This window comes from Acinetobacter higginsii (assembly GCF_000369845.1).
GTDB lineage: Bacteria > Pseudomonadota > Gammaproteobacteria > Pseudomonadales > Moraxellaceae > Acinetobacter > Acinetobacter higginsii.
On sequence record NZ_KB850211.1, the window covers coordinates 68,922 to 89,107 of the forward strand.

Sequence of the window (20,186 nt, forward strand, 5' to 3'; positions counted from 1 at the left end):
CGTATTAAGTCTAAACTTTGTCTTTATTCAAGCTAAATTTTTCAATACACCACATCTATCAACTGTGCATGAACCATCGCATGTCTTTCTTATATCTAATAATTGTTCAATTAGTTTTTGCTGATTTTTGATACTTTCTTGTACATCTACAATATGTGCGTCAATTAATTCATTTACTTCTGAACAGTTTTGGGTGGGTAAATCTTTATAAGAAAGCAATCTTTTGATTTCATTAAGATTCATATTTAGAGAGCGGCAATTAACTATAAATTTTAATCGGTCGATATAAGCTTCGGAGTACATTCTATAGTTCCCCTCAGTTCTTTCAGGCTGAGGAATAAGACCCTCCTTCTCATAGAATCTAATAGTTAGTACTGAACAAGAAGTTTTCTCAGATAACTCACCTATTTTTAAAAACATTGAAATCAACCAAATCTAGCTTGACTCTATAGTAGCTATAGGGATTCTAATATGCAATAAGTGAAAATATGACTATAGGCACATCTATGAGTGGTTGCGGTTGTAATGACGGTTCTTGTGAAGACACTAAACCCAAACAAAATATATCTGAAACCGATTCTTGTAGTGGTACAGATTTAAATACTGAAACAAATAAAAAGTCTTGTTGTGATAAAGGTATTGCTAGCGAGTCTAAAGAGCAGATCACTGTAGATGCTTGTGGTGGTAGTCAGCCTTGTTCAGCAAAGGCTAAATCATGCTGTGGAACTGATACAAGTAATCAGCAACAAAATATAAATAAAGAAACAGGCAGAGCAGCCCTCATTAGCGACTATACCATTCCTAAAATGGATTGTTCCGCAGAGGAGCAGATGGTCAGAATGTCTTTGTCCTCTTTAGAAAGCGTTAATAGTTTAATTTTTGACTTACCAAATCGAAATCTAAAAGTTTTGCATGAAGGCAATACTGATTTAATTACGTCAAAACTTGAAGCACTCGGATTTGGAGCAAAGTTAAATTCAACTGAAATCTATAATGATAATAAAAACTCGAAACAGACCAGTACCTATATTATCCCTAAAATGGATTGTTCCGCAGAAGAGCAAATGGTGCGAATGGCTTTAGCACCATTGAGTGAGGTAAAAGCCTTAGTTTTTGATCTTCCGAATAGAAAATTACAGGTTTTCCATACCGATGGAATTTCAGAAATCACAACGAAACTTGAGGGACTCGGTTTTGGAGCTAAGCTTGAAAGTACTGTTGAATCAATAAGAACTTTACCAGATAGTCCTGATCCAACTCGGCAAGCTAAAGTGCTCAAAATACTACTCGCAATTAATGCAGTGCTTTTTGTCATTGAATTTATTAGTGGCATTATTGCCGCTTCCACAGGGTTAATTGCAGACTCTCTTGATATGTTTGCTGATGCTGCCGTTTATGGCATTGCACTTTATGCAGTAGGTAAAGCAGCAAAATATCAAGTGCGGGCAGCTCATTTCGCTGGTTGGATTCAGCTCATACTCGCTGTAATTGTAATTGTTGATGTCGTTAGACGATTTATGTTTGGAAGTGAACCTGAATCTAATCTTATGATTATTATCGGATTCTTTGCACTTATAGCGAATGTCAGTTGTTTGTATCTCATATCAGGGCATAAAGATGGTGGAGCTCATATGAAGGCAAGTTGGATTTTCTCAGCGAATGATGTGATCGTTAACATGGGCGTAATCCTCGCAGGCGCACTCGTTGCTTGGACAGGTTCAGCTTACCCTGACTTGATTATTGGAATTATTGTTTCTTTATTCGTGCTGAATGGTGCTCGAAAAATTTTGGCTTTGAAATAGGACGATTAATCATGAACTTATTTCAAGTGAAACCTAATCAGTTTGCAAAAATTATTGATCTCAAAAAAGGGGAACAATACAGCAACAACGATCCTGTACTTGAAAGGCTTGAGTTACTGGGTTTTAGAGTTGGTGAATCGCTGAAAGTCCTCGAAAAAGGTCTATTCGGTGGTGATCCGATCTTAGTCCAAATTGAAACATCGCGCTTTGCCCTAAGAAAAAATGAAGCTGAACGAATTTTTGTAGAGATTGTCAATGAACACTAAAAATATTGCACTCATTGGTAATCCCAATTGTGGTAAAACCTCACTGTTTAACACCCTTACTGGTACTCGGCAAAAAGTTGCAAACTATGCAGGTGTGACTGTTGAACGTAAGGAAGGTTTCTTTAAGTTACCTTCAGGAGACACTGTTCGAGTATTGGATTTGCCCGGGACTTATAGTTTAAAACCAAGTAGCTTAGATGAAGAAGTAACAAGAGCTGTCTGCTTCGGTGAGCTAAAAGGTGAAGTATTACCTGACATTTTTGTTTGTGTTGTTGATGCTACAAATCTTCACCTTCATTTAAGCCTAGTACTAGAGGTCAGAGCGTTAAATAGACCGATGTTACTCGTCTTGAATATGATGGATGAAGTAAAAAAACGTGGAATTTCAATTGACACCTCAAAACTATCACAACTTTTAGGAGTGCCTGTTGTTGAATCCGTCGCTGTGAAAACAAAAGGGATTCAGGAGCTATTAACGCAGTTAGATCAAAAAAATCTATTTGTTGCACCTTATCATTCTGAGCTAAATCATTTTGATCAGATTAAATACATTACTAAGCAAGTTATTTTAAAAAATGACAGTGGTGATAAACGAACTGCATTTTTAGACAAAATATTTTTACATCCTGTCTTTGGCCTACTAATTTTAACGCTGACCATGTTTGTCATGTTTCAGGCCGTTTTTATTTGGGCACAGCCTTTCATTGCTTTTATTGAAGACTCAATTACTTGGCTAAGTGGTGCAATTGGCCCCTTGATTTCGCATCCACTATTAAGAAGTTTGATTGTTGATGGTGTGATTGCGGGTGCAGGCAGCGTTCTAGCCTATATGCCTCAAATTCTTATCCTTTTCTTCTTTATTTTGATCTTAGAGGAATCGGGTTATTTGCCAAGAGCAGCCTTCTTATTAGACAAACTTATGTCTAAAGCAGGGTTAAGCGGTCGTTCATTCATTCCATTACTTTCCAGTTTCGCTTGTGCTATTCCCGGAGTCATGGCAACAAGAAGTATTAGCTCTGAACGAGATCGTTTAGCAACGATTATGATTGCGCCATTAATGACATGTTCTGCTCGACTACCTGTATATGCTTTATTAATAGCCGCGTTCATTCCTAATAAGTTGGTTTATGGGTGGCTCAGCTTACAAGGTTTAGTCCTGTTTGGACTTTACATGTCAGGAATCATATCTGCGCTATTGGTTTCTTTATTTTTAAAGTTAGTTCGAAAAGATAAAACTGAAAGCATTTTTATTTTTGAATTACCAACTTACCGTTTACCAGATATTAGAAATGTTGCATTAGGCCTATATGACAGAGCAACAATTTTCTTAAAGCGAGTTGGTGGAATTATTGTCGCTTTATCAATTTTGTTATGGGTACTCGTGACATTCCCTCAGCCACCAGATAACGCCACAATGCCTGCAATTAATTACAGCCTAGCAGGGCAATTGGGGCACATCATTCACCCTATTTTTGCCCCAATCGGCTTTACATGGGAAATTTGTATTGCGCTCATTCCTGCAATGGCAGCCCGTGAAGTAATTATTGCTGCATTAGGTGTGATTTACGCTATGTCTGGGGATGAAGATACAGTCACACAAACTCTGCTCAGTCAAATTTCTGGGCCTGATGGATGGGGACTTGCAACAGGCTTATCACTCTTGGTTTGGTTTATTTTTGCACCTCATTGTCTTGCAACATTAGCAACAATCAAGCGTGAAACAGGTAGTTGGAAACAACCAATTATTATGGCTACCTATCTGTTTTCACTAGCATATTTCTTCTCTTTTGTTACGTATCAGATTGCTAGCCGCATATAGTTAAGTTGAAAATCGAACAGCGGTGAAATTATCGCTGTTTGTATCTTCTTAATTAAAGTTAGAATTTTGAAGTAGAAGTTTTATTATGAAAATGGGTATATTGGGAATTGCATATATATGTTTATTCGTATATAAATATATTCAAAGATCCTGTTGAGTTTGAGCAAATGTCTGCTACTCCAAACGTTAAAATTTATCACAACCCTGAATGTGGTACATCACGTAATACATTGGCATTAATTCGTAATGCCAATATTGAACCTGAAGTTATTGAATATCTTGTCAATCCGCCATCTAAAAGTGAGCTTATTCAGCTGATTGCGGATGCGGGTTTAACAGTGAGAGAAGCGATTCGTAAAAATGTTGCTCCATATACAGATTTAGGAATTGATCAAGAGGATTGGACTGAAGATCAATTGCTTAACTTTATGCTTCAGTATCCAATTTTGATTAACCGTCCATTCGTGGTGACTGAACTAGGCACTCGCTTAAGCCGCCCGTCAGAAGTGGTTTTGGATATTTTGCCATTACCGCAAAAGGGTGCTTTCACTAAAGAAGATGGTGAACAAGTGATTGATGAAAATGGTCAGAGAGTAAATTAAAAAATTTAATTTTTGTATATGATTATCTGTATATCCAAATGAATAAATAGGTAGCAAAGATGGATCAAGTTAATTTTTTTAAATGTTTATCAGATGAAACCCGTCTCAATATCGTGACTTTAATTGCTGAGAATAAAGAACTCTGTGTCTGTGATCTGACAGAAAAGCTACAACTGAGCCAACCCAAGATTTCGAGGCATTTGGCGTTATTACGTTCTTCAGGATTGTTGCAGGACAGACGACAAAGCCAATGGGTGTACTACAGCATTAATCCACAACTACCAGCTTGGTGTTTTGAAATTCTAAGCACTTTACAAAAAACATCACCCAATCAAGTTGTGGTCGATACCAATATGTTTCCTATAAATAGTTATTGTGAGTAATAGATTATGAAATTCCTTTTTTTGTGTACTGGAAATAGTTGCCGTAGCATTTTGTCTGAAGTGCTGTTTAACAGTCGTGCGCCTGCAAGTTGGAAAGCGTACAGTGCAGGCAGTAAGCCATCTGGACAGGTACATCCATTGACCATTGAAACGTTAGAAAACTTAGGGCTTTCGACCGATGGTTTGTGGAGCAAAACCATTGATGATTGTGAACAATATCAGCCTGATGTGGTGATTACCGTGTGTGATTCAGCAGCGCAAGAAGCGTGTCCGCTTTATTTGGGTGGAGCGATCAAGGCACATTGGGGCTTGGCTGATCCATCACACTTAGACTTACCTAAAGAAGAAAAACTAAAAGCATTCCAAGTGACTGTAGACCATATCAATCGTCGTTTAGATGCATTGTTGGCACTGGATACAGCGCATATGTCTCGTCCTGAATTGATTGCTGCAATCAATCACATCTCAGATATTGAATGAGAACATCATGGCTCAACAAAGACTGTCATTTTTAGATCGTAACCTCACGCTATGGATTTTCATTGCGATGGGGTTGGGAATTGCGATCGGTGTGTTCTTTCCACAAGCCTCAGTGGCATTGGATAAAATGAGTGTGGATTCCGTCAATATTCCAATTGCGATTGGTTTGATTTTGATGATGTATCCACCTTTGGCAAAAGTGGATTATGCAGCGCTACCACAAGTGTTTAAAGACAAAAAAACCTTAACTTTGTCTTTGGTACAGAACTGGGTGATAGCACCAGTATTGATGTTTGCATTAGCCATTATTTTTCTACATAGCTATCCAGAGTATATGACAGGCTTAATCCTGATAGGACTGGCTCGTTGTATTGCGATGGTCTTGGTGTGGAACGGTTTGGCCTGTGGGGATAACCAATATGTTGCTGCATTGGTGGCCTTTAACAGTATCTTCCAAATTTTATTTTTCAGTACCTATGCTTGGTTGTTCTTGACCTTCTTACCACCGTATTTTGGTGTTGCAGGGCAAGTGATCAATGTGGATTTCTGGACGATTACCCATGCGGTACTGGTGTATTTAGGGATTCCATTTTTTCTTGGCTTTATGACCCGATTCATTTTAGTTCGTGCTAAAGGTTTGGCTTGGTATCAAAATGTCTTCTTACCTAAGATTAGTCCACTGAGTCTACTGGCTTTATTGTTCACGATTGTGGCGATGTTTAGCCTGAAAGGGAACGATGTGGTGAGCTTACCGATGGATGTCTTGCGTATTGCGATTCCATTGACCATTTACTTTATTGTGATGTTCTTCATCAGCTTCTTCATGAGCAAATGGATGGGGAACGATTATCCTAAAACCACAGCAATTTCTTTTACTGCTACGGGAAATAACTTTGAATTGGCACTTGCTGTAGCGATTGCAACTTTTGGTTTAGCCTCACCTGTGGCGTTTACCACTGTAATTGGCCCACTGGTTGAAGTGCCTGTGTTGATTGCTTTAGTTAGCGTGTCTTTATGGCTCAGAAAAAAGTTTTTTAAAGCAGAGGTGTAATTTCTATGACTCTCCCAAATGTAGATATGAATCTTTTGGATCAACCTACTTTAGAAAAAGTACAAGCTAAAGAGTTGGATCATCCACCGCGTATTTTACTGCTGTATGGTTCTAACCGTGAGCGTTCATACAGCCGATTGGCCGTAATGGAAGCAGGACGTATCTTGGAGCAGCTAGGTGCCGAAGTAAAAATCTTTCATCCTAAAGGGCTGCCTTTACCTGAAGATGCGGACACTGAACATCCAAAGGTTAAAGAGTTGCATGATTTACTCGCTTGGGCAGAAGGAATGGTGTGGTGCTCACCTGAACGTCACGGCTCAATGAGTTCAATTTTCAAATCGCAAATTGATTGGATTCCATTGGCAGGTGGTGCGATTCGCGCAACGCAAGGAAAAACTTTGGCATTGATGCAGGTCAGTGGCGGTTCACAGTCTTTTAACAGCCTAAACCAGATGCGTATTTTAGGCCGTTGGATGCGTATGATCACTATTCCGAACCAATCCTCTATTCCAAAAGCTTTTTTAGAGTTTGAAGAAGATGGACGGATGAAACCTTCATCCTTCTATGATCGAATTGTCGATGTCATGGAAGAACTATATAAGTTCACCTTGCTCACTCGTGGGCAAAGTCAGTACCTCACAGACCGTTATTCAGAGCGAAAAGAGTCGGCAGAAGAATTATCTAAGCGTGTCAATCAACGTAGCTTATAAACTTTAGGTGATCAGAAATGCAAAAGAGACATTCTAAATTAGTGATCTTAGGTTCAGGACCTGCGGGTTATAGTGCCGCTGTATATGCAGCACGCGCAAACTTAAAACCCACATTGATTGCAGGTATACAACTTGGTGGTCAATTAACAACGACCACTGAGGTAGATAACTGGCCAGGCGACCCAGAAGGTTTAACTGGTCCTGCACTTATGGAACGAATGCAAGCCCATGCTGAACGCTTTGGCACAGAGATTGTGTATGACCACATTAATGAAGTTGATTTAAGCGTCCGTCCATTTGTGCTTAAAGGTGACATGGAAGAATTTACTTGTGATGCACTGATTATTGCAACAGGTGCGACAGCACAATACTTGGGTCTTGAATCTGAAGCTAAATTCATGGGTCAAGGTGTCAGCGCATGTGCAACTTGTGATGGTTTCTTTTATAAGAATCAAAAAGTCATGGTCGTGGGTGGTGGTAACACAGCAGTTGAAGAAGCACTTTATCTTTCTAATATTGCTGAACATGTCACCTTAGTTCACCGTAGAGACAGTTTACGTTCAGAGAAAATTCTACAAGATCATCTTTTTGCCAAAGAAAAAGAAGGCAAAATTAGTATTCTTTGGAACAATCAAGTTGATGAAGTCTTAGGTGATAATACTGGTGTTACTTCAGTTCGCTTGAAGTCAACTTTGGACGAAAGCATACAAGATGTTGAAGTTCAGGGCTTATTTGTTGCTATTGGTCACAAACCGAATACAGGTATGTTTGACAGTCAACTCACTCTACGTGATGGTTACATTCAAGTACAAAGTGGTACTTCAGGCAATGCAACAGCAACTTCTGTGGCTGGGGTATTTGCTGCGGGTGACGTTGCTGACAGCATTTATCGCCAAGCAATTACTTCGGCAGGCTCAGGTTGTATGGCAGCTTTGGATGCCGAAAAGTATCTTGATCAATTGAGCAATTGAAAGGCTCATTTAAACGCTTGAAAACTGTATGAAATACGCCCAGTCTATTGCAGACTGGGCGTTAAATTTTGATTATGACAATAAATAATAGGAGATATACTTTGACTCAATTACAAGCTGAAGTCGATGTAGTCATTATTGGTGGTGGTCAGGCAGCACTTGCTACAGCTTATTTCCTCAAACGTAAGAAAATTCCATTTATTATTTTAGATGATCAATCTCAGGCGGGCGGTGCATGGTCACATGCTTGGGAATCGCTTCGTCTTTTTTCTCCAAATACTTGGAGCTCTTTGTCAGGTTGGATGATGCCAACAACTGAACAAACCTACCCAACGCGAAATGAAGTGATTGACTACTTGTCGGCATATGAGCAACGCTATCAATTTCCGATTATTCGACCAGTTCATGTCGATCATATCGAACAAAAAGATGGCTACTTAGACGTGTATGCTGGCGATCAATATTGGCGAGCTAAAGCGGTGGTCAGTGCTACAGGGACATGGAGTCAGCCTTATATTCCGCATTATAAAGGACGTGAACGATTTGAAGGATTACAAACGCATTCAGCACATTATGTGAATCCAGATCCTTTTATTAATAAAAAAGTGATCGTAGTTGGTGGTGGTAACTCAGGGGCACAAATTCTTGCCGAAGTCTCAAAGGTTGCAGATACCACTTGGGTCACAGCAACACCACCTCAATTTTTATCAGATGACGTTGATGGGCGGGTCTTGTTTCTTCGGGCAACTGAACGTTTAAAAGCTCAACAGGAAGGTCGTGTGATTGATCAACCCGTTGGTGGTCTGGGTGATATTGTCATGATAGACAGTGTCAAAGAGGCACGTGAACGTGGCGTACTACATAGTCGAGAACCCTTTACCTCATTTGAGGAGCATTCCGTTGTTTGGGCTGATGGTACAAGACAAGCGGTAGATGCTGTAATTTGGTGTACAGGATTCAAGGCTTCACTGGATCACTTAAGAAGTCTGGATGTTGTCAAACCTGATCAGACGGTTGATGTGAATGATGGACGCTCAATAAAAGTAAATAACCTTTGGTTGGTTGGCTATGGGGAGTGGACAGGCATGGCATCCGCTACACTCATTGGGGTTTCTAGAACAGCAAGAGCAGCGGTAGATCAAATATATGCTTATTTGGCTAATGTTTAAGAGCTATGCATTTAAGGCAGTGTATAGAAAGGTTTGCATTACCCCTCAATACTTTATGGATACTTCTTTATTGTGATGTTACTTCATTCAAGAAAATATAAACTCATTGCTGTTATGGGCTTTACACAGATTCTTGCGTGGAGCTCTACATTTTATCTACCCGCAGTACTGGCTAATCTTATTGCCAAAGACACAGGATGGTCTCTAACTTTAGCGATTGTAGGATTGTCTTGGGGATTTATTGTTACAGGTATTTGCTCTCCAAAAGTTGGACGGTTTATCGAGCAATTTGGTGGAAGAAAAGCACTCTCTATTAGTTCAATATTCTTCGCTATCGGACTGTTATGTTTAGGGCTTTCCTCTCATCTATTGGTTTATTATTTTGCATGGACAATGCTCGGTATTGGTATGGCTTTTGGCTTATATGATGCTGCATTTTCAACCTTGGGGCGATTACTTGGTCAAGATGCAAAAACAGCGATAGTAGGAGTAACACTATTAGGTGGCTTAGCCAGTACTATCGGATGGGCGCTCATCGTATTTTTAGAAGGCTTATACGGTTGGAGAATTACTTGCTTCATTCTTGCATTATTTCATCTGCTGCTTGGTTTACCGTTGCATTACTTTTTACTTCCTAGAGAAGAACAAAGCACGGAAGCTCATGCTAAAGAACTCAATAGCCAAACCAATCTACACAAAGAAGGTAATCGACTCTTTATGTTGGTAGCCGTTATTTTGACGGTACAATCTTTTGTTGTGGCGACAATTTCAGTTCATTTATTATCGATGCTAAAAACCATTGGTTTTAGTGTATCAACAGCCCTTGCGATCGGGATGATGATTGGTCCAGCGCAGATCATTGCGAGACTGCTTGAGTTCTCTTTGTTTAAAAACTTACATCCAAGTTGGTCGAGTCGTGTTGGAGTATTGATTAGTTTCTTTGGCATCATTTTTTTGTTTACGGATGGATATGCCTTAGCCTTGCTTGGCGCGGCTTTATATGGCGCAGGCAATGGTATTCTCACTATTATTCGAGGCACATTACCTCTTGCCTTATTTGGGCGAGAAGGCTATGCAACCAGAATGGGCTTATTAGGTCGGCCTATCATGATTGCATTGGCTTTTGGCCCTCTCATCTCTGCATTTATTCTTGAAAAGTGGGGAGTCAATATCTTATTGATAATTTTAACTACGTTAGTTTTTATCGCATTGCTTGGCACGTTGAAATTACCCATTCAGCAGGTCTAAGAAGTAGCAGGCTATACTTTGGCTGAGTTGATCCAATTGGTCGGATTAACCCATCGAGTAACGTTCCAAGGAATTATTTGAATCCTGCAATAGAAGTTGGTTTGGTCAAATGCACTATTCCAGATAAGCCGAAAAGTCCGAAGCAACGCTATAGGTTGAAATGATCAAATTTAGGTGTAGAGTTGAGATAAAATGAGCTAAATGCTACTATATTGATTAATAAACGAGCGCTTAAAATTAAAATAATAGTATAGTGAAATTGGACGAAATATGGACGTTATTTGCGCCTATTTTACGCCTAAAAATTTTAAAATTTCTAATAAGTTTTTGATTTAAATTAAAAATAAAATTTTACTGGTCCAATCCATCATCGGGGCGACGGAAATACGTGGCTTTAATGATTCAAGTGGTTGCATAAACGGTTCTCGGATGTGGACAAGAAAAGAAAGGGCAGCATTATACGAGTTTTGTGATCAATTCACCAATGCTGATCCCCGTCACTTCAGTTTTCACTATGCGGATGAATTGCTAGGAGGTGAGCATATTGTTTTTCTTCGTCAAAAGATGGTCGAAGAAACTAAACAACATACAGGCAAAGACCAGACTGATTCCAGCCAAACAGGTCATACTCCAGCCGCCGTGATTCCATGCAAAAATACCAAGGGCCGAACCACATGCACCCCCAGTAAAGTAGGCGGTCATATAAATAGCATTGATACGGGATTTTGCATCAGGACGTAAACGGAAAATCACACTCTGATTGCTGGTATGGACCAAGGCCAATGCCAACTGAATCAATGCAAAGCCGAGGATATAACTGAGTAACACGCTTTGCCCAAAATAGAAGCAGATCCAACTCACGATAAATAAAGCACAACCCATCCAAGTCAGTTGGCTGGTATAACCCTGATCGGCATATTTACCGATATATTGCGTAGAGAGCGCACCAAAGATCCCGACCAAAGGCACCATACCAATCAACAGATCTTGCAGATGGTGTGCTGAAGTCAACAGTAGCGCGATCGTTGAATATAGAATACTGACCGCAGCGAAAGCAAAACCGCCTGCAAGTGCACGCAAGAGCAAACGTTTCTCTTGCTTGAGTAACTGCGCCATCGAGACAAAGACTTGCCCATAATTCATTTTCATGCGCATGGCATAAGGTAAGCGGCTTTTCAATGCATAGGCCAAGATCAGCATCAGCACACCACTGACCACATAAATGACTTTCCAATGGAATAGATTAGAAAACAGACCTGCAAGACTGGTTGAGAGTAAAATACCCACCAGTAAGCCACTCATCAAGAAGCCAATTACTTCCCCCGTTTTTTCGGGTTTCACTGTCATGGTGGCAAGCGGAATTAAGACTTGAGCTGCTACCGAGAACAGTCCTGCCATGACGGTACCGAGCCAAAGCATCGGTAAGTTGACCGAGAAAGCGCTAATAAATAAACCTACAGCACAAAATACCATGAGCAAAGGAATGAATTTGGTTTTGTTCACTACATCGCCCATTGGGACAATAAACAGCAGGCCAAGTGCATAAGAGACTTGAGCAAAGGTTACCGTGAGCGCTGCTTGACCTTCAGTCACTGCAAAATACTGCTGAATCGAGTGAATCAAAGGCTGACTATAATAGTTGGCGCCCGCACATAAACCACATGCTGCAGCCATAAACCAAAGTAAGGTTTTATTTTGACTAATATCTTGAGGGGCAGACATAATTTTCTCTATCACTGGTTTATGCGGTATAGGCAGTTGCTTCAACTTCAATTTGCATCCCTGCTAATGCCAAGTGTGATACAGGAATAAGGGTACAGACAGGAAAGGCATGCTGCGACCATAAGTGTTGTATGGTTTGAGCCAAGATTTGAAGTTTCTCCGCATTATGGTCAACCACGAGCATACGTAAAACGGCAATATCTGATAGTTGTGCTTGGGCTGAAGTTAAAGCGTGTTGAATATTATAGAAGACTTGTTGTACCTGTTGGTCAAAATCTTTAGAAAGCTCACCATTTTTATTTTCACCACCCTGACCGGCAATATGAATGGTACGCATATTGGGTGGAACAATGCTTACATGACTATAGCCATTACTGTGTGGATCATAAAGTTCACTGGGATTGATCATTTTAAATGTCGGTTTCATCGTGACACATCACATTGAAGATGGAGATGACTCAGTATCAAAGCTCAATCTAACTTGAGGTCAAGAATATTTTGAACCTAAAGCCAGCAGAAGTCAGAATAAATGAGCGATTTCTCAGCATTTGGGTTTTTAAAAAATTAAATTGAAGAGATGGATTGAGTGGGTGTTTAATATTTGCACCAATATTGTGCAATAAAGCAGCTTTTGCTAGACAAAACCATACAAATATCACTTGAAAAAATGCCTATTTAAGTTTTTTTCATTCTTTTAAATTTTTCTGAGCAACTAACTTCATCTAATTCAGATTTACTGATAAGCAAAAATCGTCTTTCATTCTCACTCTTTGATGGCTTGTTATAAATTGTCAGATAAAAACTCGCCGAAAAGACCAATAAAAGTTCAGAGAAGCCAATCCCTCGCCACAACTGCATGATTATGATGCCGATTCAACCAATACATTGGTAGAGCGTCAAAGAAATAACCAATGTCGATGAAAATGGATTTGGTTAAACGCTCCTGATGATCAGGATGAGAGGTAGAGATGTTGAATAGATACCGCTGTGATCATCCAAATCAGGAAGGGCACAGTATAGAAATGAACCGATTCACGGTGTAAGCGGTCAGATTTGTATGTGAAGAAGAGATGAAAGATCTGCGTTGTTCGATCAAAAGGCAAACCTGCGGATCATACAAGCTCTAAATATAAATGTGAATCATCAGTTCAAAATATAGGTATTTATTAAATAAATATTGGGTGGAAATTTAAAAAAGTTCCATTAGAATCCAAATTTCTACAAAGAATACTCCTGGGGGAAACATTGCTATTTGCGATGTTTACTTAAGAAAAACTAGCTTGAGGAACGCTCATGCAGATCGGAATCCCAACCGAAACTGTTGCAGGTGAAAGTCGTGTAGCGGCTACACCAGAAACAGTGAAGAAGTTGATTAACGCAGGTCATAGTATTGTCATTCAACGTGGTGCTGGTGTTAAAGCTGCCTATATTGATAGTGCTTATGAACAAGTTGGCGCAACCATTACGGACGATGCATATACAGGCAGCCAAATTATTTTGAAGGTACGTGCCCCTAAAGGTGACGAAATTCAAAAGCTTGCGGCGAATACGACTGTAATTGCAATGTTTGACCCTTACCGCAATCCAGAATTAGACCAGTTTGCAACTCAGCAAGTGTCTGCTTTTGCGTTGGAATTACTGCCACGTACGCTATCGCGTGCACAAAACATGGACGTACTTTCTTCTCAAGCAAACTTGGCGGGTTATAAGTCTGTATTGTTAGCTGCGGCTGAATATCAACGTATGTTCCCAATGTTAATGACGGCTGCAGGTACTGTAAAACCTGCACGTGTTGTGATTATGGGTGTTGGTGTTGCAGGTCTTCAAGCGATTGCGACTGCGAAACGTTTGGGTGCAGTCGTAGAAGCAACTGACTTACGTCCAACAGCAAAAGAGCAGGTTGAATCTTTAGGCGGTAAGTGGCTCGATGTGCCAATGTCCGATGAAGAAAAACAACGTGCTGCTGAAGCTGCGAAAAGCGGCTATGGTTGGCAGCCGGGTGAGCAATACATCAAGGACCAAGCTGCGATTGTAGATAAAGCTGTATCAAATGCTGACATCGTAATCACCACTGCATTGATTCCGGGTCGTAATGCTCCGCGTTTAATTAAAGCTGAAACTGTTGCCAAAATGAAACCGGGTTCTGTCATTTTAGATATGGCAGTTGAAACGGGCGGTAACGTTGAAGGTTCTAAAGAAGGCGAAACAGTCACAACTGAAAATGGCGTGAAAATTTTGGGTATTCCAAATATTCCAGGCACAGTTGCGACTGAAGCATCTGCACTGTATGCACGTAACGTTTTTAACTTCCTTGAGACATTATTCGACAAAGACAAAGCCTTTGCGATCAATCAAGAAGAAGAAATCCAAAAAGCGTTACTCGTGACTCATGGCGGTCAAGTACTGCTCAAGCGCGGTTAAGGAGAGTTCTCATGGTTGAAACGATTACAATTTTCGTCCTTGCCATCTTCGTTGGTTATTACGTGGTGTGGGGTGTAACACCTGCGTTACATACACCATTAATGGCGGTAACCAATGCGTTATCTTCCATTATTGTGGTTGGCGCGATGATTCAAACAGTGGGTATGCCTGCGATTGGTGTAGATGCTAACGTTGCATTCCAAAGTGTAAACGTGGTGAGTATCCTTGGTGCGATTGCTGTGTTCTTGGCAAGTATCAACATCTTCGGTGGCTTTGCTGTAACTGCTCGTATGCTTGAAATGTTCAAGCCGAAGCAAAAGAAAAAAGAGGGCTAAGCAATGGAATTCATTCGAGACTATGCGGATTGGTTCTACCTGATTGGTGCTGTCCTCTTTATCTTAACTTTACGTGGCTTGTCTGGTCCTAAGACTGCAATTGCAGGTAATCGCTACGGTATGATCGCAATGGCGATTGCGGTAGTAACGACCTTCTTTGTTGCTGAACATCCTGTTGTTTGGATGATCGGTGGTGCAATGGTATTGGGTGCTGTCGTTGGTATCGCACGTGCGAAAACAGTGCCAATGACACAAATGCCTGAAACGGTTGCGTTGATGCACTCTCTTGTCGGTTTGGCTGCGGTATTGATTGCAATTGCGGCGATTCTGCACAACAACCAACTCAATGTTTTATTTGAACAAAATGAAGCTGCGTTAACAGCTGCTGGTGTTCAACATGCACATATGAGTTCAGTTCATTTATTTGAATTGTTTGTTGGCTGCTTCGTTGGTGCGATCACATTTACTGCATCTGTATTTGCTTACGGTAAATTGGCTGCGAAGAAATGGGCAAAAACAATTTCTGGTGCATGGGTTAAACCAGTTCAAGCAACCATCTTTATTGCGATGCTTGCATGTGGTTTCTACTTCTTCACTACGGGTAACATGACTGCATTCTGGGCAATGACAGCACTTGCACTTGCATTTGGCTGGGTGTGGATTGCACCAGTTGGTGGTGGTGATATGCCAGTTGTGGTATCACTTTTGAACTCATTCTCGGGTTGGGCTGCGGCAGGTATTGGTTTCACACTTGAAAACAATATGTTGATCGTTGCAGGTTCGCTTGTAGGTTCTTCTGGTGCGATTCTTTCTTACATCATGTGTAAGGCGATGAACCGTTCAATCATCAATGTATTGTTTGGTGGTGCAATGGGCGGTGCAGCAGTTGCATCGGCAGATAAGGGTGAACAAGTTCAACGTAACCACCGTTCTGGTTCAGCAGATGACGCAGGCTTCCTGATGTCAAATGCGGACAGCGTTGTGATCGTACCTGGTTATGGTATGGCGCAAGGCCGTGCACAGAATGCGGTGAAAGAATTGTGTGAAATCTTGAAAGAGCAAGGCGTAAAAGTTCGCTTTGCGATTCACCCAGTTGCTGGTCGTATGCCTGGTCACATGAACGTCTTATTAGCTGAAGCAGATGTTGCTTATGAAGACATCTTGGAAATGGACGAGATCAACTCAGACTTCCCCGCAACAGACGTGGTACTGGTCATTGGTGCAAACGACGTTGTGAACCCTGCGGCGAAAGACGATCCGACTTCACCGATTTATGGTATGCCGATTCTTGAAGCGCATAAAGCACGTACCATTATGGTGATCAAGCGCTCTATGGCGACAGGTTATGCTGGCTTAGACAATGACTTGTTCTACAATGAAAAAACCATGATGATCTTTGGTGATGCCAAGAAAGTTGTTGAAGACATGACCAAAGCAATCAATGGTGGTGGTCATTAATCTGACCCTGCTTGAGATTGAAAAAGCCACCTTCGGGTGGCTTTTTTTATCGGGAAATGGCGGTTGTAATTCATTCAATTTTCTCGAAAATAAAATTATTTCACTACATAAGGTTGGTGGTTTGATCAGTATTTTTAAAGTTTTTCATTTGAAAAAATGTTTGTATCTTATAAGCTAATACATACTGATAATAATGCACTCATGCATATCTTTACATCATGATTGAAGTCACAGTTCAAGAAGTACATGAAGACTATCCAATAAAAAAGATTATATTGAATGATTTAGATGTTGGTATGGAGCGATCTATTTGGCTATCTTCTAAAATTACCTGCTTAGATAAAGATAATAATTTTATTTATGAGGAAATAACCATAATTAATCGTTTAAATAGAATTGGTACAATTGAAATCTATGCGGGAGAAAATTATAAATTAGTTGCTTATCAAGAACTTTCAAATGATAGAACAAAAAATATGCCTAGAGTAGATCATTATATTTTTATGGATGATAAATTCATATTGATGGGGAGTGATATAACTGAATTTAATGAAGATTTATTAGGATCTAGAACTAACCACTTCGATAGAAATGGAAATTTATATTATTACGAAAGGTAATCCTCCCATAAATAACCGAAGTTAAAAGTAGAGGTTAAGCAGCCATTAGAGGTGGCTTTCCTTTGTTAGCTTGATGTGGTCTTTCATGGTTGTAATGCCACAACCAGTTTGTTGCATAATCTTGTACTTCATCCAAAGTATCAAATAAATGCTTGCTCAGCCAACTATAACGTATGGTCCGATTATAGCGTTCAATATACGCATTCTGCTGTGGCTTACCCGGTTGAATATATTCAATACGAATACCGTGCTCAGTAGCCCAGCGCACAAATTCGTGACTGATAAACTCCGGGCCATTGTCACACCGAATAACTAACGGCTTTTCTCGCCACTCCAGCAATTGATTCAACGTACGAATAACCCTGATTGTGGGCAATGAGAACCCTGCTTCAATGGCTAGGCCTTCGCGGCGGTAATCATCAATCACATTCAATAATCGAAACTTGCGACCATCGGAAAGCTGATCATGCATAAAATCTAATGACCAAACCTGATTTTCTCGGATTGGTTCTTTCAATGGTTCAGGCGCATGCCGTTTTAGTCTTCTTCTCGGTTTAATACGCAGATTCAGTGCCAACTCACAGTAAATGCGGTAAACCCGCTTGTGATTCCAGCAGCAACTCTCAACATGCCGTAAATACGAGAAGCACAAACCAAAGCCCCAATCGGAATTTTCCTCAGTGAGTTCAATGAGCTGTTCAGCAATGAGTGCATTGTCATCGCTGAGATTGGCTTGATAGCGGTAGCAGGTTTCACTAATACCAAATGCTTTACAAGCCAAACGAATACTAATGGCATGCTGGGCAACTGCCTGTTGTGCCATCTTACGCCGGCAAGATGGCTTTACCACTTTTTTGCCATCGCTTCCTGGATGATTTCGGCCTTTAATCGCTCTTCCGCATACATCTTTTTAAGTCTGGTATTTTCGGCTTCTAGCTCTTTCAGTCGAGCCATTAATGATGTATCCATACCACCATATTTGGCACGCCATTTATAAAAGGTAGCATTACTCATGCCGTGTTCACGGCAAAGGGTCGCTACAGGTGTGCCAGATTCTGCCTGTTTCAAGATGGACATGATCTGACTGTCAGTAAATTTAGATGTTTTCATGCAGAATCTCCTGCTCGTATCTTAAGAGAAAATTCTACTTTTAGATCCTATTATTTTTAGGGGGGATTACCGAAATAAGTAATTATGAACTACACCATTCTCAAGAATATGATAAGGATGGTAAGGAGCTAGGTTTTTGGAATCTGCATTTTATGGAGCATGAAGATGTTTATAGAACTACAGTTAGTGTAACTCGTGAGTTAGAACAGGCTGTAATTGAAAAATATAGAATTAATGATTAAAACTCTAAAGCAATCAATGGTGGTGGTCACTAATCTGACCCTAATCAGGATTGTAAAAGCCACCCTCGGGTGGCTTTTTATTTGGCTTATTCTTTAAAGAAACTTTTCGACCAGTTGCATAGATTGTTGATAAAGATCACGTGCCAATTGCTGATTTTTGGCATGTGAAGATTTCCAATCTGGCATATGCGCACTGACATACTCTCCATTACGATTTTTCCATTCATCGCCAATTGCCATTTGAGTAATCAGGTTTGCTGGAACAGAAGTAGGGACTAAGCCAAGTTTCATCGCCGCATAGACAGGTTTAGGCAGATCGCGATAAATATCCGAAGCGACGCCACCTGGGTGTAACGCATTATTGGTGATTGTGCTGTCAGCTAGTTGTTCTGCCAATGCATTGCTGAGCAGTAAATTCGCGAGTTTAGATTGTCCGTAATAAAATAGCGGATTATAAAAACCCTCTGCGCGGAATTTGTTGGGTTTGATTGAGCCTGCCCAATGTGCAATTGAGGCCAAATGCACAATACGTGCTTGAGGAGATTGTTTTAAAACGGGAAGCAGTTTTTGGGTCAATAAAAAATGACCGAGATAGTTGACGCCAAACTGTTGCTCAAAACCATCAGCAGTCAGTTGTTTGGTTTTGGCAAATAAGCCTGCATTGTTGATCAACACATCCAGATTGCCATAACGATCTGCGATGTCATCCGCTGCTTTTTGAGTCAGTTCAAGGCTGTTGAGGTCGAGGGAGATGAGATCGACTTGCCCTTGATCGAGTGCACGTAATTTGTTTTGTGCTTGTTGTGCTTTCTGTGGGTTTCGGCACGCCAGAATCACGTGTTGCCCTTGTTTGACCAACTGTTCTGCTGTGGCAAAACCAATGCCTGTATTGGCACCTGTAATCAGTATTTTCACTTCCTGTACTCCAGTTATGCTATTTCTTAGTGAGATTGCAAGAATCTGTATAGTGCTGCAATTTTGACAATTTGTCATGTCAAATTTAAAGGTGGGAGATGATTGGTATTTGCTAGTCCTTAGATAGCAAAGATGTTGTTTTTGGGGATTATGTTTTTTAATGGGTTTCAGAATTGAACGTTAGTCGAAATAAGTATTTTCGGGTAATTCTTGTAGTAACTCAAAAAATTGGTGGATTTGTGTTTCTGTAACACGAGCTGTCGAAATCGGTGGTAATTCATCCTTAGTAAAGAAACCCACCTCAGAGGTCTCGATGCTTGGCTTGAGTTCACCGCCAATCAGTTCACACCAGAAGAACGCTTTATAGACATGCAGAAACATAGCGGGGTGAGGGTGCTTTCTTCGGTCTGTGAGCGCGAGGAGTTTAACCGCTTTTACTTCTAATCCTGTTTCTTCAAGAACTTCTTTTTCCGCATTTTCGGCAGCGGAATATCCAACGTCTGCCCAGCCTCCTGGAATAGACCATAAGCCGTCCTGTGTTTCTTTGGCTAATAGAAGTTTATTGTCTTTAAATACAACAGCACGGACATCGATTTTGGGTGTTGCATAGCCAATATCTTGTAGTACGTTTGGGATAAAATGGGAGGTATCAATTTCTTTTAATTCAATCAGGGTACGGACGTGATCAAGTAGTTGCTCATAACGCTCTTTATCGTACACATCTTTGCTGTAGTACAAACCTGATTGCGCGAGTCCTGTAATCTTATTGAGTGTTTCAATCCATTCACTTGAATCTTTCATCTTATTTTAGCTGTGATTAAGCAGAGGATTTAATACTAGCATTGCTATTAAATTTTACAAC

At 40.4% G+C, this 20,186-nt stretch carries 21 protein-coding genes and 1 pseudogene; 16 read left to right on the forward strand and 6 right to left on the reverse strand.

Annotated features, from left to right (window positions below):
• Positions 1-27 precede the first annotated feature (27 nt).
• Complete coding sequence (cadR, locus tag F885_RS19645; protein WP_005312186.1) at positions 28-420, reverse strand: Cd(II)/Pb(II)-responsive transcriptional regulator; 393 nt, start codon at positions 418-420, stop codon at positions 28-30.
• Between the two features lie 86 nt (positions 421-506).
• On the opposite strand from cadR, the gene F885_RS19640 reads away from it, so the two are divergent.
• The 12 genes and pseudogenes from F885_RS19640 to F885_RS20410 all read left to right on the forward strand — a co-directional run.
• Complete coding sequence (locus F885_RS19640) at positions 507-1,802, forward strand: cation efflux transmembrane domain-containing protein (protein WP_005312188.1); 1,296 nt, start codon at positions 507-509, stop codon at positions 1,800-1,802.
• 11 nt (positions 1,803-1,813) lie between these two features.
• Positions 1,814-2,068, forward strand: coding sequence for a FeoA family protein (locus F885_RS19635; protein WP_005312191.1), 255 nt, complete (start codon positions 1,814-1,816; stop codon positions 2,066-2,068).
• Complete coding sequence (gene feoB / locus F885_RS19630; protein WP_005312195.1) at positions 2,058-3,887, forward strand: ferrous iron transporter B; 1,830 nt, start codon at positions 2,058-2,060, stop codon at positions 3,885-3,887. Before F885_RS19635 ends, feoB begins: the two co-directional genes overlap by 11 nt.
• A gap of 167 nt (positions 3,888-4,054) precedes the next feature.
• A complete protein-coding gene (gene arsC, locus F885_RS19625) occupies positions 4,055-4,489 on the forward strand; it encodes an arsenate reductase (glutaredoxin) (protein ID WP_005312198.1) in 435 nt (144 codons plus the stop codon).
• Between the two features lie 59 nt (positions 4,490-4,548).
• Positions 4,549-4,872 carry a metalloregulator ArsR/SmtB family transcription factor gene (locus tag F885_RS19620; RefSeq protein WP_005312201.1) on the forward strand — a complete coding sequence of 108 codons (324 nt, stop codon included), beginning with the start codon at positions 4,549-4,551 and terminating at the stop codon, positions 4,870-4,872.
• A gap of 6 nt (positions 4,873-4,878) precedes the next feature.
• A complete protein-coding gene (locus tag F885_RS19615; protein ID WP_005312203.1) occupies positions 4,879-5,352 on the forward strand; it encodes an arsenate reductase ArsC in 474 nt (157 codons plus the stop codon).
• Positions 5,353-5,359: 7 nt separating this feature from the next.
• Entirely contained in the window at positions 5,360-6,403 is a 1,044-nt protein-coding gene (gene arsB, locus F885_RS19610; protein ID WP_005312206.1) for an ACR3 family arsenite efflux transporter, read from the forward strand.
• A gap of 5 nt (positions 6,404-6,408) precedes the next feature.
• The gene (gene arsH / locus F885_RS19605) at positions 6,409-7,113 is read left to right on the forward strand and encodes an arsenical resistance protein ArsH (RefSeq protein WP_005312209.1); all 705 of its coding nucleotides are present in this window, start codon (positions 6,409-6,411) and stop codon (positions 7,111-7,113) included.
• A 17-nt stretch (positions 7,114-7,130) separates the two neighbouring features.
• Complete coding sequence (gene trxB / locus F885_RS19600; protein ID WP_005312212.1) at positions 7,131-8,084, forward strand: thioredoxin-disulfide reductase; 954 nt, start codon at positions 7,131-7,133, stop codon at positions 8,082-8,084.
• 101 nt (positions 8,085-8,185) lie between these two features.
• On the forward strand, positions 8,186-9,253 hold the full coding sequence (locus F885_RS19595) for an ArsO family NAD(P)H-dependent flavin-containing monooxygenase (RefSeq protein WP_005312214.1): 1,068 nt from the start codon (positions 8,186-8,188) through the stop codon (positions 9,251-9,253).
• A 75-nt stretch (positions 9,254-9,328) separates the two neighbouring features.
• On the forward strand, positions 9,329-10,501 hold the full coding sequence (locus F885_RS19590; RefSeq protein WP_050560226.1) for an MFS transporter: 1,173 nt from the start codon (positions 9,329-9,331) through the stop codon (positions 10,499-10,501).
• Between the two features lie 12 nt (positions 10,502-10,513).
• Positions 10,514-10,665 (forward strand): annotated as a pseudogene (locus F885_RS20410) (Fic family protein); the annotation flags it as partial.
• Positions 10,666-11,029: 364 nt separating this feature from the next.
• Here F885_RS20410 and F885_RS19585 read toward each other — a convergent pair.
• A complete protein-coding gene (locus tag F885_RS19585) occupies positions 11,030-12,223 on the reverse strand; it encodes an MFS transporter (RefSeq protein ID WP_005312220.1) in 1,194 nt (397 codons plus the stop codon).
• Between the two features lie 19 nt (positions 12,224-12,242).
• Positions 12,243-12,650 carry a RidA family protein gene (locus F885_RS19580; protein WP_005312223.1) on the reverse strand — a complete coding sequence of 136 codons (408 nt, stop codon included), beginning with the start codon at positions 12,648-12,650 and terminating at the stop codon, positions 12,243-12,245.
• An 866-nt stretch (positions 12,651-13,516) separates the two neighbouring features.
• On the opposite strand from F885_RS19580, the gene F885_RS19575 reads away from it, so the two are divergent.
• The 4 genes from F885_RS19575 to F885_RS19560 all read left to right on the forward strand — a co-directional run bounded on the left by F885_RS19575 (position 13,517) and on the right by F885_RS19560 (position 17,057).
• Positions 13,517-14,644: a Re/Si-specific NAD(P)(+) transhydrogenase subunit alpha gene (locus F885_RS19575; protein WP_004804441.1), complete on the forward strand. Its 1,128-nt coding sequence runs from the start codon at positions 13,517-13,519 to the stop codon at positions 14,642-14,644.
• Between the two features lie 11 nt (positions 14,645-14,655).
• Positions 14,656-14,979 (forward strand): proton-translocating transhydrogenase family protein, encoded by a 324-nt coding sequence (locus F885_RS19570; RefSeq protein WP_004655717.1) that lies wholly within the window; start codon positions 14,656-14,658, stop codon positions 14,977-14,979.
• Positions 14,980-14,982: 3 nt separating this feature from the next.
• The gene (locus F885_RS19565; RefSeq protein WP_005184817.1) at positions 14,983-16,437 is read left to right on the forward strand and encodes an NAD(P)(+) transhydrogenase (Re/Si-specific) subunit beta; all 1,455 of its coding nucleotides are present in this window, start codon (positions 14,983-14,985) and stop codon (positions 16,435-16,437) included.
• Between the two features lie 218 nt (positions 16,438-16,655).
• A complete protein-coding gene (locus tag F885_RS19560) occupies positions 16,656-17,057 on the forward strand; it encodes a hypothetical protein (protein ID WP_005312226.1) in 402 nt (133 codons plus the stop codon).
• A gap of 34 nt (positions 17,058-17,091) precedes the next feature.
• Here F885_RS19560 and F885_RS19555 read toward each other — a convergent pair.
• The 3 genes from F885_RS19555 to F885_RS19540 form a co-directional block, all read right to left on the reverse strand.
• Positions 17,092-18,167, reverse strand: a protein-coding gene (locus tag F885_RS19555) for an IS3 family transposase (RefSeq protein WP_085946061.1) whose coding sequence is annotated in 2 segments (ribosomal slippage) — positions 17,092-17,915 and positions 17,915-18,167 — 1,077 coding nt in all. Because the reading frame shifts where the segments join, the coding sequence is not laid out codon by codon here.
• 335 nt (positions 18,168-18,502) lie between these two features.
• Positions 18,503-19,324 carry an SDR family NAD(P)-dependent oxidoreductase gene (locus F885_RS19545; protein ID WP_005312233.1) on the reverse strand — a complete coding sequence of 274 codons (822 nt, stop codon included), beginning with the start codon at positions 19,322-19,324 and terminating at the stop codon, positions 18,503-18,505.
• Positions 19,325-19,504: 180 nt separating this feature from the next.
• Complete coding sequence (locus F885_RS19540; protein WP_005312236.1) at positions 19,505-20,125, reverse strand: NUDIX hydrolase; 621 nt, start codon at positions 20,123-20,125, stop codon at positions 19,505-19,507.
• Between the last annotated feature and the right edge of the window lie 61 nt (positions 20,126-20,186).